The organism is Inquilinus sp. CA228 (assembly GCF_052078665.1).
Lineage (GTDB): Bacteria > Pseudomonadota > Alphaproteobacteria > DSM-16000 > Inquilinaceae > Inquilinus.
In genome coordinates this window covers 33,857-47,012 of sequence record NZ_JBQJIK010000031.1, presented here as the reverse complement: position 1 = coordinate 47,012, position 13,156 = coordinate 33,857, and the positions used below count along the sequence as shown (strand labels likewise).

At 69.8% G+C, this 13,156-nt stretch carries 12 protein-coding genes; 9 read left to right on the top strand and 3 right to left on the bottom strand.

What is annotated here, in order from left to right:
• The first annotated feature begins 8 nt into the window (after positions 1-8).
• The gene (locus ACTOWL_RS17080; protein ID WP_441322455.1) at positions 9-1,397 is read left to right on the top strand and encodes a dipeptidase; all 1,389 of its coding nucleotides are present in this window, start codon (positions 9-11) and stop codon (positions 1,395-1,397) included.
• A 5-nt stretch (positions 1,398-1,402) separates the two neighbouring features.
• On the opposite strand, the gene ACTOWL_RS17075 is transcribed toward ACTOWL_RS17080, so the two are convergent.
• Together ACTOWL_RS17075 and ACTOWL_RS17070 are read right to left on the bottom strand one after the other, a co-directional pair.
• Complete coding sequence (locus ACTOWL_RS17075; protein ID WP_441322454.1) at positions 1,403-2,233, bottom strand: GNAT family N-acetyltransferase; 831 nt, start codon at positions 2,231-2,233, stop codon at positions 1,403-1,405.
• Positions 2,230-2,661 carry an EamA family transporter gene (locus ACTOWL_RS17070; protein WP_441322453.1) on the bottom strand — a complete coding sequence of 144 codons (432 nt, stop codon included), beginning with the start codon at positions 2,659-2,661 and terminating at the stop codon, positions 2,230-2,232. The genes ACTOWL_RS17075 and ACTOWL_RS17070 overlap by 4 nt, the downstream gene beginning before the upstream one ends.
• A gap of 404 nt (positions 2,662-3,065) precedes the next feature.
• Between ACTOWL_RS17070 and ACTOWL_RS17065 the strand changes: the two genes are divergently transcribed.
• The 5 genes from ACTOWL_RS17065 (at position 3,066) to ACTOWL_RS17045 (ending at position 9,312) form a co-directional block, all read left to right on the top strand.
• Positions 3,066-3,473 carry a hypothetical protein gene (locus ACTOWL_RS17065; RefSeq protein ID WP_441322452.1) on the top strand — a complete coding sequence of 136 codons (408 nt, stop codon included), beginning with the start codon at positions 3,066-3,068 and terminating at the stop codon, positions 3,471-3,473.
• 14 nt (positions 3,474-3,487) lie between these two features.
• Complete coding sequence (locus ACTOWL_RS17060; RefSeq protein WP_441322451.1) at positions 3,488-7,330, top strand: nSTAND1 domain-containing NTPase; 3,843 nt, start codon at positions 3,488-3,490, stop codon at positions 7,328-7,330.
• A gap of 43 nt (positions 7,331-7,373) precedes the next feature.
• Positions 7,374-8,060: a helix-turn-helix transcriptional regulator gene (locus tag ACTOWL_RS17055; RefSeq protein ID WP_441322450.1), complete on the top strand. Its 687-nt coding sequence runs from the start codon at positions 7,374-7,376 to the stop codon at positions 8,058-8,060.
• A complete protein-coding gene (locus tag ACTOWL_RS17050) occupies positions 8,050-8,658 on the top strand; it encodes a superoxide dismutase (protein WP_441322449.1) in 609 nt (202 codons plus the stop codon). The genes ACTOWL_RS17055 and ACTOWL_RS17050 overlap by 11 nt, the downstream gene beginning before the upstream one ends.
• A gap of 84 nt (positions 8,659-8,742) precedes the next feature.
• Positions 8,743-9,312, top strand: a complete 570-nt coding sequence (locus ACTOWL_RS17045) for a flavin reductase family protein (protein ID WP_441322448.1) — start codon at positions 8,743-8,745, stop codon at positions 9,310-9,312.
• A gap of 12 nt (positions 9,313-9,324) precedes the next feature.
• Here ACTOWL_RS17045 and otnC read toward each other — a convergent pair whose 3' ends face one another.
• Positions 9,325-9,993, bottom strand: coding sequence for a 3-oxo-tetronate 4-phosphate decarboxylase (otnC, locus tag ACTOWL_RS17040; RefSeq protein WP_441322447.1), 669 nt, complete (start codon positions 9,991-9,993; stop codon positions 9,325-9,327).
• Between the two features lie 151 nt (positions 9,994-10,144).
• On the opposite strand from otnC, the gene ltnD reads away from it, so the two are divergent.
• From ltnD to otnK, 3 genes are read left to right on the top strand one after another with little or no spacing between them, the layout of a single operon-like run.
• Positions 10,145-11,074, top strand: coding sequence for an L-threonate dehydrogenase (gene ltnD / locus ACTOWL_RS17035; RefSeq protein ID WP_441322446.1), 930 nt, complete (start codon positions 10,145-10,147; stop codon positions 11,072-11,074).
• A complete protein-coding gene (gene otnI, locus ACTOWL_RS17030) occupies positions 11,075-11,857 on the top strand; it encodes a 2-oxo-tetronate isomerase (RefSeq protein ID WP_441322445.1) in 783 nt (260 codons plus the stop codon).
• A 10-nt stretch (positions 11,858-11,867) separates the two neighbouring features.
• Positions 11,868-13,139, top strand: coding sequence for a 3-oxo-tetronate kinase (gene otnK / locus ACTOWL_RS17025; protein ID WP_441322444.1), 1,272 nt, complete (start codon positions 11,868-11,870; stop codon positions 13,137-13,139).
• The last annotated feature ends 17 nt before the right edge of the window (positions 13,140-13,156 follow it).

Here is a 13,156-nt window from a genome sequence, read left to right as displayed (position 1 = left end):
TTCTTCCCGTGAGCACGCTCGACCAGGTCCTGTCGGCGATCGATGCCGACCTCGATTCCAGCCTCGATCGGCTGATGGCGTTCCTGCGCCTGCAGAGCATCTCGACCGACCCCGTCTACAAGGAGCAGTGCCGCGCCGCCGCCGAATGGCTCGCCGCCGACCTGGCCGAGGCCGGCATCGCGGCCGAGGTGCGGCCGACGCCGGGCCATCCGATGGTGGTCGGCCATGCCGTCACCGCCGGCGCCGGCCCGTCGGTGCTGTTCTACGGCCATTACGACGTGCAGCCGGTCGATCCGCTGGACCTGTGGCACGCCCCGCCCTTCGAGCCGCGGATCGAGACCGGGGCCGACGGCGTCAAGCGCATCCGCGCCCGCGGTGCCTCGGACGACAAGGGCCAGCTGATGACCTTCGTCGAGGCCTGCCGCGCCTGGAAGGCGGTGACCGGGTCCTTGCCCCTGCCGATCACCGTGTTCTTCGAGGGCGAGGAGGAATCGGGCAGCCCGAGCCTGAACCCGTTCCTGGAGGCCAACCGCGACGAGCTGTCGAAGGACCTGGCCCTGATCTGCGACACCGGCATGTGGGACCCGAAGACGCCGGCGATCACCACCAGCCTGCGCGGCATGGTCTATGAGCAGGTGACGGTCACCGCGGCCAGCCGCGACCTGCATTCCGGCATCTATGGCGGCTCCGCCCGCAACCCGATCCATGTGCTGACCAGGATCCTGGCGGCGCTGCACGACGATGACGGCCGCATCACCGTGCCCGGCTTCTATGACGGCGTGGCCGAGGCGCCGACCCAGCTGAAGGCGCAGTGGCAGTCGATGGGCTTCGACGAGGCCGAGTCCCTGCGCCATATCGGGCTGTCGGTCCCGGCCGGCGAACGCGACCGCGCGCCGCTGGAGCGGCTGTGGGCGCGGCCGACCTGCGACGTCAACGGCATCTGGGGCGGCTATACCGGCGAGGGCGCCAAGACGGTGATCCCGTCCAAGGCCTTCGCCAAGGTGTCGTTCCGGCTGGTCGGCGACCAGGACCCGACCAGGATCCGCGATGCCTTCCACGGCTTCGTGACATCCCGGCTGCCGGCCGACTGCTCGGCCGAGTTCTGGTCGCGCGACGGCAGCCCGGCGCTGTCGCTGGCGATCGACAGCCCGGCCCTGACCCGCACCCGCGCGGCGCTGCAGGACGAATGGGGCCGGCCGGCGATGCTGATCGGCTCCGGCGGCTCGATCCCGGTGGTCGGGTCGTTCAAGCGCATCCTGGGCATGGATTCGGTGATGGTCGGCTACGGCCTGGACAACGACCAGATCCACAGCCCGAACGAGAAGTACGACCTGACCAGCTTCCACAAGGGCATCCGCTCCTGGGCCCGGATCCTGGCGGCGCTGGCGGAGAAGTAAGCCCCCTACCCCAGGTGGAAGCTGGCCATGGCGGCGATCCGTCCCCGGTCGCTCGGGTGGCGGTCGCCGCCGCGGCGCATGTGGCGCAGCCGGCGCAGCTCCGGCACCTCGCGGCGGCGCAGATGGTCGAGCATGGCGGCATGGCTGGAGGGCACGGTGATCGTCATCGGCCCCGCCGGCGCGAGGGCGGACAGCGCCGCGACCAGGGCCGCCGCGGTGTCCTGGTCCTCGGCCAGCACCGGGCCGATCCGGTCCGGGTGGCGCAGCCCGTAGCCGGTCACACGCCCGTCGCGGCGGCAGAGCATGCCGGCCGGGTGCTCACGGAACAGCGCCGTGAGCCCGGCCGTGCGGTCGGCGCCGAACACCGCCGCATCATAGGCCGCGACGGCCGGCAGGTCGGCCTCCGCCATCGGCGCGAGGCCGGGCACCGGCGGCGCCTCGACCGGCCCTTTCGCCTCCAGCACCACCGAGGCGTCGACATCGACGAAGCCGAGCGTCTCGTACAGCGGCGCGCCGGAGGGCGAGGCGTCGAGCAGGATCACGCGGCCGGCCGGCACCGGGGCCAGCGCCGCCTCGACGATGCGGCGGCCGAAGCCGCGCCCCTGCATCGCCGGGTCGGTGCCGACGATGCCGAGATAGGCGGCCCGGCCGTAGTCGACCACCGCCGCCGCAGCGCGCAACGCGCCCTCCGCCTCCAGCACATGGATCGCCGCGTCGGCCATGCCGGCCAGGCGCAGGACGGTTGGGCCGAAGCGCGCATGGCCGTAGGCGGCGGCCAGCAGGGCCGTCAGCTCCGCCTCCTCGCCCGGGCGCATCCGCCGGATGATCGGCGTCATCCGACCGCCACCAGAACCGCGCCGCCGCCGATCAGCGCCACACCGAGCCAGGCCACCCCGGACAGCGTCTCGCCCAGGACGATCGCGCCGAACACCGCCACCAGCACGACGCTGAGCTTGTCGATCGGCGCCACCTGCCCCGCCTGGCCGAGCTTGAGCGCCCGGAAGTAGCAGAGCCAGGAGGCCCCGGTCGCCAGGCCCGACAGCACCAGGAAGGTCCAGGTCCGGCCGGAGATCGAGGAGGCCGGCTGGAACTGCCCGGTGGCCGCGACGATGCCGCCGATCGCCAGCAGGATGACGACGGTGCGGATGAAGGTGGCGAGGTCGGAGTTGATCGCCTCGATCCCGACCTTGGCGAAGATCGCGGTCAGGGCGGCGAAGACGGCGGAGAGCAGCGCCCAGAACTGCCAGGAGGAGAGAAGGTTCATGCGGGTCGACTCGCTGCAGGAGCACCACGCCCACCTTGGCCCCGATCCCGAGCGCAGCGGAAGGGGCCGCGGCGACGCGCCTGCCATGTGGCGGCGGGCGCATGATGGTAGAGCAGCGCGCCAAAGGGCGAGGCGTCGAGCAGGATCACACGGCCGGCCGAAAGCGCAGGTTGCTATAGGCTGCTGCCAGCAGCGCCACCAGGGTCTCCGCCTCCCCTGGCCGCATTCCCCGGCAGCTCGCTTTGTGCACAGCACTCGTGATTGGCTTTCAATCGGCGAGACAGAATCCAGAGACTTGATTGATACTCGCAGCGTTTGCGGTCATCATGAATGTCTATTAATTGGCCTGAAACATTTTCGATAAATCCCGCGAGACAACTCCCATTGTCGATAGGGGACGCATCATGGATCCGATTACGACCGCAATTCTTGCCATCCTCCCGGCCCTGGCCTCAGATATGATTCAATCCGGCGTCAAGGACGCCTATGAAGCGCTGAAGGCGGTGATCCGCCGCAAATGGGGCGATGCCGCTCCGGTCAGCGAGGCCATCACCGCGATCGAGGAGGACCCGACCTCCAAGGCCCAGGCCGCTGTGCTCGAAGAGAAGGTCGCCGCCGCGAATGTTGCCGAGGACCCGGACGTGCTGGAGGCGCTGCGGCAGCTGGTCGAGCAGATGAAGGCGCATGGCGTCGACGGCGAGGCGGTGGCCCGGATCCAGTTCTCCATGAGCGGCGGCGTGGTGCAGGGTGTCGCCGGAGCCCAGAATGTGCAGATCGGCTCGATGACGTTCGGCGCGCCGCCGAAACGCTAGCAGGCGGAAGGCGCATGGTGGACCGGACGATCGAGACGACCGTCACCGGCGGCCAGATCCAGGGTATCGCCGGCGCCGGTTCGGTGGTCATCGAGAACTTCACCATCTACAACCGCGCTGCCGAGGAGACGGCGCCGCCGCCGGACGACGCCAAGCCGCTCGCGCCCAGCCCCTATCCCGGTCTGGCCTATTTCGGGCCGGGCGACGCGGATCTGTTCTTCGGCCGCGACGCGGCGATCGGTCGCCTGGCTGATGCGGTCGGCCGACAGAGCTTCACGGCACTGGTCGGCGCCTCGGGCAGCGGCAAGTCCTCGGTCGTGCTGGCAGGCCTCGCGCCCCGGCTGCACGCGGCCGGCGGCTGGCGCTTCAGCCATTTTCGGATCGGCACCGAGCTGGAACGCAACCCGTTCCTGGCGCTGGCCCGGGCCCTGGTGCCGCTCTACGTCGCGAGCGACTCCGACACCGAGCGGCTGCGCAACACCAGGCAGCTGGCGGAGAGCCTCGCCAAGGGCGAGTTGACCCTGCGCGATGTCTTTGCCGACTGCCGCAGCCGCAACAAGGGGCGGCGAATCCTGCTAATCGCCGATCAGTTCGAGGAAGCCTTCACCCTGGTCGAGGATGAAGCGGTGCGGGCCCGCTTCATCGACGTGCTGCTGGCTGGGTTCCCCGATCCGTCGGTGGGCGAGGCGCCCGACATTTGCCTGATCCTGACCCTGCGGGCCGACTTCTATGGCCGCGCGCTGCGCCACCGGCCGCTCGCCGACGCGCTGCAGGGCCGTGTCGAGAATCTGGGCCCGATGACCCGGGACGAGTTGCAGGCCGCGATTCTCCGCCCGGCCGAGAACGCCGGAGTCGCGTTCGAGCCCGGCCTGGCGGAGACCCTGCTGGACGATGTCGAGAGCAAGCCCGGCAGCCTGCCGCTGCTGCAATTCGCCCTGCGCGAGATGTGGGGGCGGCAGGAGAAGGGAAAGATCACGCGCCGATGCTATGACAACATCGGCGGGGTCGAGGGGGCGTTGGCGCAACGGGCGGAGGCGGTCTTCGCAACGCTGACCGGGGGCGGCGCCAATCCCGAAATGGAGAAGGGTTTCCGCCGCCTGTTCACCCGGCTGGTGACGCTCGGCGAGGGCCAGGAGGACACCCGGCGGGTGGTCGAGCGCCGGGAGCTCGGCGACGAAGCCTGGTCGCTGGCGCAGCGCCTGGCCGGCGAGGACAACCGGCTGGTGGTGACCAATGCGCCCGCCTTTTCGCGGGAGACCGTCGAGGTGGCGCATGAGGCGCTGATTCGCCATTGGCCCAAGCTGGTGGAGTGGATCAACCGGGACCGTACCTTCCAGTCCTGGCTGCGGCAGATCCGACCGAATGTCGAGCTGTGGTCGGCCGACCCGGCCGACGAGGGGCCGCTGCTGCGCGGCGGCATGCTGGCCCAGGCGACGGACTGGCTGGCCCGGCGGCACGACGAGCTCAGCCCGGCGGAGGAAGGCTATATCAAGGCGAGCCTCGCGCAGCGCCAGCGGGCGGAGGAGGAGAAGGAAGCCGCCCGGCTGGCGGAGACCGCACGTCGGCAGGAGCTGGCGGCGGCGTCGGCCAAGCTGGCGGCAGAGAAGCGCCTGCGGATATGGATCGCAGGAGCCGGCGTGATCGTCGCCCTGCTCGCCGTCTTCGGCGGATACCAGGCCATGATGTCGGCCCGCAATGCTCGGGAGGCGCAACAGAGCCGCGTCCTGATGGCCGCCGGCCTGTCCATCAAGGAGACGGATGCGGGGCGGCCCGAGCGAGGGCTGCTTCTTGCCCTCGCCATGGATCCGGAAGGGACGTCCAGGGCCGAGCTGAACCGCATCAGCCGAGAGGATATGCCGGCCCTCTCCATCGCCCTGGAGCATGCAATCTACACCGGCGTGGACTTTCAGCGCCTCCAGCAGGCCGGCAAGATCACCGCGGCCTCGTGGAGTTCCGATGGTCGATTCATCGTCACGGCGTCTGAAGACGGCACGGCGCGAATCTGGGACGCCAGGACCCGACAGGTCCTTCATGATCTTGTCGGACACAAATCAGGCATCTTGGGTGCGGCGTTCAGCGCCGACAGCCATCGCGTCGTGACCGCGTCCAGCGACAAGACGGCACGGATCTGGGATGTCGAAACAGGCCAGCTGGTCAAGGAACAGGAACTTCGCCGACATGAGGAGCCGATTGACAGCGTGGCGTTCAGCCCCGACGGCCGATACCTCTCAACCCATTCGGGCGACGGCATGGCCGTAATCTGGGATCTGGTGAAGGGCAACTATACTGTGATGGGACGACCGGTCGGTGTCAGCAGCGTCACCTTCAGCCCCGACAGTCAGTACGTCCTGCTCGAATCGTCGGGTGCCTTCAGAGTCCGAGGCATCAACGCATATCAGGAGCGCCCTTTCAAGGGACACACGGGCTATGTCGCAAGCGCAGCATTCAGCCCAGAGAACGGCCGGATCATCGTGAGCACATACTCCGACGGCACAGCGCGGATCTGGGACGCGGAGACCGGCGAAGTCTTGCAGGTCCTCATCGGGCACGACGGCTGGGTTTCAAATGCGGTGTTCAGTCCCGATGGTCAGCGCATCGTGACGACGTCCGGGGACAAGACGGCGCGGGTCTGGGACGCGGCGACCGGCCAGGAGTTGCTCAAGCTCGTTGGACACACGGACGGCGTCCTCAGCGCTGCCTTCAGCCGCGACGGGCGACGGATCGTGACGGCATCCGAGGACCATACCGCGAAGATCTGGGATGCCGAAACCGGCCAGGAGCTGCAGTCGCTTTCAGGGCATAGCGGTGCGGTTCGGGCAGCGACGTTCAGCCCGGATGAGCAGCATGTGCTGACCAGATCCGACGATACTTCGGCATCGGTTTGGAGGGTCAAGCCGAACTGGGAGGCGCATGCGCTCGCCGGGCCACGGACTCAGATTTGGAGCGCAGCTTTCACTCCAGACGGACACCGCCTCGTGACCGCGTCCCAGGATCATGAGGCATGGCTCTGGGACGCGGAGACCGGAAAAGTCCTGCGCTCGTTCGACGGACCCGTGAATCTCGTTTCAAGCGGGACCTTCAGTCCCGACGGCCGGCGGGTCGTATCCGCCTCAGGGGACGTTACGGCAAAGATTTGGGATCTGGACACGTCCGGGGAGCCGAAAACGCTCGTCGGGCACGCGGACGCAGTTTTGGATGCGGCGTTCAGCCCTGATGGACAGCGCGTCGTGACACTATCCCGAGACGCAAAGATCTGGGACGCGAATTCAGCCCAGCTCTTACAGACGCTCACGAGCGATAAGGGCTGGTTCGTGGACGCGTCGTTCAGCCCCGACGGGCGACGCGTTGTGATCGCGTCAGGGGACGGAACGGCGCGACTCTGGAATGTCGAGACCGGCCAGTTGCTGGCAACACTTGCGGGTCATACGGATAACATCATGGATGCGGCGTTCAGCCCCGATGGACAGCGCGTCGTAATCCTATCCCGAGACGCAAAGATCTGGGACGCGAATTCAGCCCAACTTTTACAGACGCTCACGAGCGATAAGGGCTGGTTCGTGGGCGCGTCGTTCAGCCCCGATGGACGACGCATCGCGACCGCTTCCGGCGACCGAACGGCGCGGCTTTGGGATGTCGATACCGGCCAGGAAGTGCATGCCTTCGCCGGCCACCAGGCCGCGGTCCTCAGCGTCGCATTCAGCCCCGATGGCCAGCGCCTTGTCACTGTCTCCGCGGACCACACGCTGGGACACTGGACGCTCTTGCCCTTCGGATCCCAAATCTGGGACCAGGCCTACCAGTTGAAGCGCCGCGATCTGACCGAGGTTGAGAGACGGGGATTCTTCCTGTCCCAATGACGGCCGGCTTGCGATCCGGCCGCCCGCCATCTATTTTCAAAGCATGGACTTTGACAATAATCTTTCCCGGGAGCCGGCGACGGCGGCGGAGCGGCTGCTCCTGCTGCTGAAGACACGCGGCAGCCAGAGCACCGCGGCGCTCGGCGCCGCGCTCGGCACCACCGGGGAGGCGGCGCGGCAGCAGTTGGTCAAGCTAGCCGAGGCCGGGCTGGTCGAATCCGCGCCGCAGCGCGCCGGGGTCGGCCGGCCGCTCCAGCTCTGGTCCCTCACCGCCGCCGGCCATGCCCGGTTCCCCGACGGCCATGCCGAGATGGTGGCCGGGCTGATCGCCGGCGTCCGGCGCGAGCTGGGCGAGGCGGCCCTCGACCGGCTGATCGCCGCGCGCGAGGCCGAGACCACCGCCCGCTACGCCGATGCCGTGGCCGGTGCGGCGACGCTGCGCGACCGCATCGCCACCCTGGCTGGCCTTCGCACCCGCGAGGGCTACATGGCTGGGTGGGAGGAAGACGAAAACGGCTTCCTTCTGGTCGAGAATCATTGTCCGATCTGCGCCGCGGCGGCGGCCTGCCAGGGCTTCTGCCGCTCCGAGTTCGACTTGTTCCGCCGCGTGCTCGGGCCGGAGGCCCGGGTGGAGCGCACGGAGCACATCCAGGCGGGGGCGCGCCGTTGCGCCTACCGCATCCTTCCACAACCAAGCCGATCAGAAAGTGAGCACCACCATGGCGTTTGAACTCCCCCAGCTGCCTTACTCGCAGAACGCCCTCGCCGAGCGCGGCATGTGCCAGGAGACGCTGGAGCTGCATCACGGCAAGCACCACCAGGCCTATGTCACGGCGCTGAACGGCTTCGTCGAGAAGGACGATTCGCTGAAGGGCAAGTCGCTCGAGGAGATCGTCGCCTTCGCCTATGGCAAGGACAACCTGGCCCCGGTGTTCAACAATGCCGGCCAGCATTGGAACCACATCCTGTTCTGGCAGAACCTGTCGCCGAAGGGCGGCGCCATCCCGGGCGCGCTGGAGCAGAAGATCACCGAGGATCTCGGCGGCGTGCAGGCCTTCAAGGATGCCTTCAAGGCGGCCGCGATCGGCCAGTTCGGCTCCGGCTGGGCCTGGCTGGTGCTGGGCAAGGACGGCAAGCTGAAGATCACCAAGACCCCGAACGGCTCCAACCCGCTCGCCACCGGCGAGGGCAAGGTGCTGCTCGGCCTCGACGTGTGGGAGCACAGCTACTATCTGGACTTCCGCAACCGTCGTCCGGACTACGCCCAGAACTTCCTCGACAAGCTCGCCAACTACGAGTTCGCCGAAGCCCAGCTCAAGGCCGCCTGACGCCGACCCCGCCCGCCGGTCAGGTTTCCTTCAAGGGAATCGGGCTGGCGGGCGCCCTTTTCCGACGGCCCTCAGGGACAGACCTTGGTCGCGCGCACTTCGCTTCGCCTCAACCCGGACCCGCGCCACCCGCCCGCGGTGCCCCGCGACCGTTTCGCCGAGGCGCTGTCGCGCCTGACCGCGACCATCTGCGTGGTAGCCGCCACCGAGGCCGACGGCACCCGGCACGGGCGCACGGCCACGGCGGTGATGGCACTGGCCGCCGATCCGCCGACCATGCTGGTCTCGATCGACCGCAGCAGCGCCATGGCCGGGGTGATCGAAGCGACCGAGGGCTTCTCCGTCGCCATGCTGGCCGAGCATCAGGACGAGGTCGCCGACGCCTTCGCCGGCAAGCTGGCGATCCCCCGCACCGAGCGCTTCACCCGCGGCATCTGGTCCGCCTGGCCGTCCGGCCGTCCGAAGCTGGAGGGGGCGGTCGCCGTGATCGACTGCCATCTGATCGGCCTGACCGAGGTGTCGACCCACATCCTGTTCGTCGGCCTCGTCACCGAGGTCGAGACCCTCGACGCCTCCCCCCTGCTGTGGAGCCTGCGCCGCTACGCCGGCGTCGCCGCGCGGCGGGGCGCCACGCCCGGTGTCGATGAGGACTGAGCCGGCCGGTCTCTAATGCTCGTGCCCGTGGTCATCCCCCGGCAGGTCGAGCTTGAACGCCTCCTTCAGCTCCGAGATCTGGCCCGGCGACAGCAGGCGGGGATTCAGGCCGCGCAGCAGCAGGTGCAGCTTCGCCGTCTCCTCCAGCTCCTCCGTCGCGTAGACCGCGGCCTCCAGGCTCTCGCCCGCCACCACCGGCCCGTGATTGGCCAGCAGCACCGATGAATAGCGCCCAGCCAGGCCGCGGATGGCGTCGGCCACCGCCGGGTCGCCCGGGCGATAATAGGGAACCAACGCCGTCGCCCCGACCCGCATCAGGTAATAGGCGGTCAGCGGCGGCAGCACCGCCTTCGGGTCGATCCCCGGCAGCATCGGCACCGCGACCGAATGGGTCGAGTGCAGATGCACGATGGCGCGGGCCGAGCCGCGCGTCTCGTAGAGCGCGCCGTGCAGCGGGATCTCCTTGGTCGGCTTGTCGCCGGACAAGAGCCGCCCTTCGGCGTCGAGCCGCGACAGCCGGGCCGGTTCGAGGAAGCCGAGCGAGGCGTTGGTCGGCGTCACCAGCCAGCCGCCATCGTCCAGCCGCAGGCTGATGTTGCCGGAGGAGCCGGGCGTCAGCCCGCGCTCGAACAGCGAGCGGCCGAAGCGGCAGATGTCCTCGCGCAGCCTGGTCTCGTCCACGACTCCGTCCCTTCCCGGCCGATCCGGCCCGCATCCTAGCAGCATCGGTGGCGACACATCGATCCAGGCGGGACGCTGGGTCGCGCCGAATTGCCGTTGCCAGGACCGGTGCGGCCGGGAACCATGCGGTGGCTCAACCGCCGAGGACAGAATGACCGGGAACGAAACCTCCGCCGGCCGTCGCGCCGCCGTGATCGGGCTCGGCTCGATGGGGCTGGGCATGGCCCTGTCGCTGCGCCGGGCCGGCTTCGAGGTCGCCGGCTGCGATCTCTCCGCCGCCGCGGTCGAGCGCCTGGTCGCCGCCGGCGGCACCGGCGCCAAGACCCCGGCCGAAGCCGCGGCCGGCGCCGACATCGTGGTTTCGGTCGTGGTCAATGCGGCCCAGACCGAATCGGTGCTGTTCGGCGAGGCCGGCAGCGCCGCGGCGATGCCGGAGGGCTCGGTCTTCGTCTCGTCCGCGACCATGGCGCCGGAAGCAGCCCGGGCCATGGCAGAGCGGCTGGAGGCGACCGGACGGCACTATCTCGACGCGCCGATCAGCGGCGGCGCCCAGCGCGCGGCGGAAGGGGCGCTGACCATCCTCGCCTCCGGCAGCGCGGCCGCCTTCGCCGCGGCCCGGCCGGCGCTCGACGCCATGGCGGCGAAGCTGTACGAGCTCGGCGATGCCCCCGGCACCGGCGCCGCCTTCAAGATGGTGAACCAGCTGCTGGCCGGCGTGCACATCGCCGCCGCCTGCGAGGCGATCGCCTTCGCCGCCTGCCAGGGCCTCGACATCCGCAGGGTCTACGAGGTGATCACCGCCTCGGCCGGCAATTCCTGGATGTTCGAGAACCGCATCCCGCATGTGCTGGACGGCGACTATGCGCCGCGCAGCGCGGTCGACATCTTCACCAAGGATCTCGGCATCGTCATGGACATGGCGCGCAGCGGCAAGTTCCCGGTGCCGGTGGCCGGCGCGGCGCTGCAGATGTTCCTGATGACCGCCGCCGCCGGCATGGGCCGGGACGACGACGCCTCGGTCGCCCGGCTCTATGCGCAGATCGCCGGCCTCGACCTGCCCGGCGTGTCGAAGGAGGGATAGATGCCGCGCTTCGCCGCCAATCTCAGCATGATGTTCACCGAGTGGGACTTCCTCGACCGCTTCGACGCGGCCGCCGGAGCCGGTTTCACAGCGGTCGAATACCTGTTCCCGTATGAGCATCCGCCCGAAGCGATCGCCGAGCGGCTGGCCCGCAACGGCCTGACCCAGGCGCTGTTCAACCTGCCGCCCGGCGACTGGGCCAGGGGTGAGCGCGGCTTGGCCGCCCTGCCGGAGCGGGCGGACGAGTTCCGCGCCTCGGTCGCCACCGCGCTGACCTATGCCGAGGCCACCGGCGTCGGCCGCGTGCACATGATGAGCGGCAATGCCGATCCGGCCGACCCGCGGGCGCAGCTGGCTTGGCGCGACGCGGTGTCCTTCGCCGCCGAGGCTTTTGCCGCCCGGGGTGTCGACGTGCTGCTGGAGCCGCTGAACACCCGCGACGCCCCCGGCTACTTCCTGGGCGACTTCAACCGGGCCGCGGCGCTGATCGGCGAGCTAGGCCTGCCCAATCTGAAGCTGCAATTCGACTGCTACCACCGGCAGATCCTGCATGGCGACGTGACCATGGCGCTGCGAGCGCTGCTGCCGATCACCGCCCACATCCAGATCGCCAGCGTGCCCGGCCGGCACGAGCCGGATGTCGAGGAGCTGAACTATCCGTTCCTGTTCCAGGAGCTGGAGCGGTTGGGCTATGCCGGCTTCATCGGCTGCGAGTACCGGCCCCGCGCCGGCACGCTCGAAGGGCTGGGCTGGTTCGCGCCCTATGCCGGCCGCAACGGATGAGGAGGAGACGATGACCCTCGTGCTCGGCTGCGTTGCCGACGACTACACCGGCGCCTCCGACCTCGCGAACACCCTGTCCAAGGCGGGGCTGCGCACGGTCCAGACCATCGGCGTGCCGCGCGACGACCTTGATCTGCCGGCGGTCGACGCCGTGGTGGTGGCGTTGAAGAGCCGGTCGATCCCGGCCGCCGAGGCAGTGGAGCGCAGCCTGGCGGCGGCCCGCTGGCTGCGCGGCCGCGGCGCCGGCCATGTGCTGTTCAAGATCTGCTCGACCTTCGATTCGACCGATGCCGGCAACATCGGCCCGGTGACCGACGCGCTGCGGGCCGAGATCGGCGCCGGCCCCGCTTTGGTCACCCCCGCCTTTCCCGAGACCGGGCGGACGGTCTATCTCGGCCATCTCTTCGTCGGCACCGTGCCGCTGCATGAGAGCCCGCTGAAGGACCACCCGCTGAACCCGATGCGGGATTCGAACCTGGTGCGCGTGCTGGGCCGGCAGAGCCGGTCGCCGGTCGCCCTGCTGCCACTGGCCGTGGTGGAAGCCGGGCCGCAGGCGGTGCGCGACGCCCTCGGGCAGCGCGCGGCCGAGGGCGCCGGCGCGGTGATCGCCGATGCGGTGCTGGACCGGCATCTGGAGACGCTGGGCGTGGTGGCGCTGGACCAGCCGGTGTCGACCGGCGCCTCCGGCCTCGGCCTCGGCATCGCAAGGGCGCTGGTCGCCGCCGGCCGGATCACCGCCTCGGGCGGGACCCAGGCGCCGGCCCCGATCGACGGCCCGGCCGCGATCCTGGCCGGAAGCTGCTCGCAGGCGACGCTGGGCCAGATCGCGGCGGCGGAGCGGAGCATGCCCGTCCTGCGCCTCGACCCGGAGGCGCTGGCCGGAGATCCCCGCGAGGTCGGGCGGGCCCTCGCCTGGGCCGAACGCCATCGCGCCGAGGGGCCAGTGCTGATCGCCAGCAGCGCCCCGCCCGAGCAGGTGGCGGCAGTGCAGCAGAAGCTCGGCCGCGACGCCGCCGGCCACGCGATCGAGCAGGCGATGGCGCGGATCGCCCTCGGCCTGGTCGAGGCCGGCGTGCGCCGCCTGGTGGTGGCGGGCGGCGAGACCTCCGGCGCCGTGGTCGACGCCCTGGCCCTGCCCGCCTTCCGCATCGGCGCCGAGATCGCCCCGGGCGTGCCGGTGCTCCACACCGTCGGCCAGGAACCCCCGATGGTGCTGGCGCTGAAATCCGGCAATTTCGGCGGCCCCGACTTCTTCGCCGACGCGCTCGGGGCGATGCCGTAGGAGGAAGGACTGGTCCG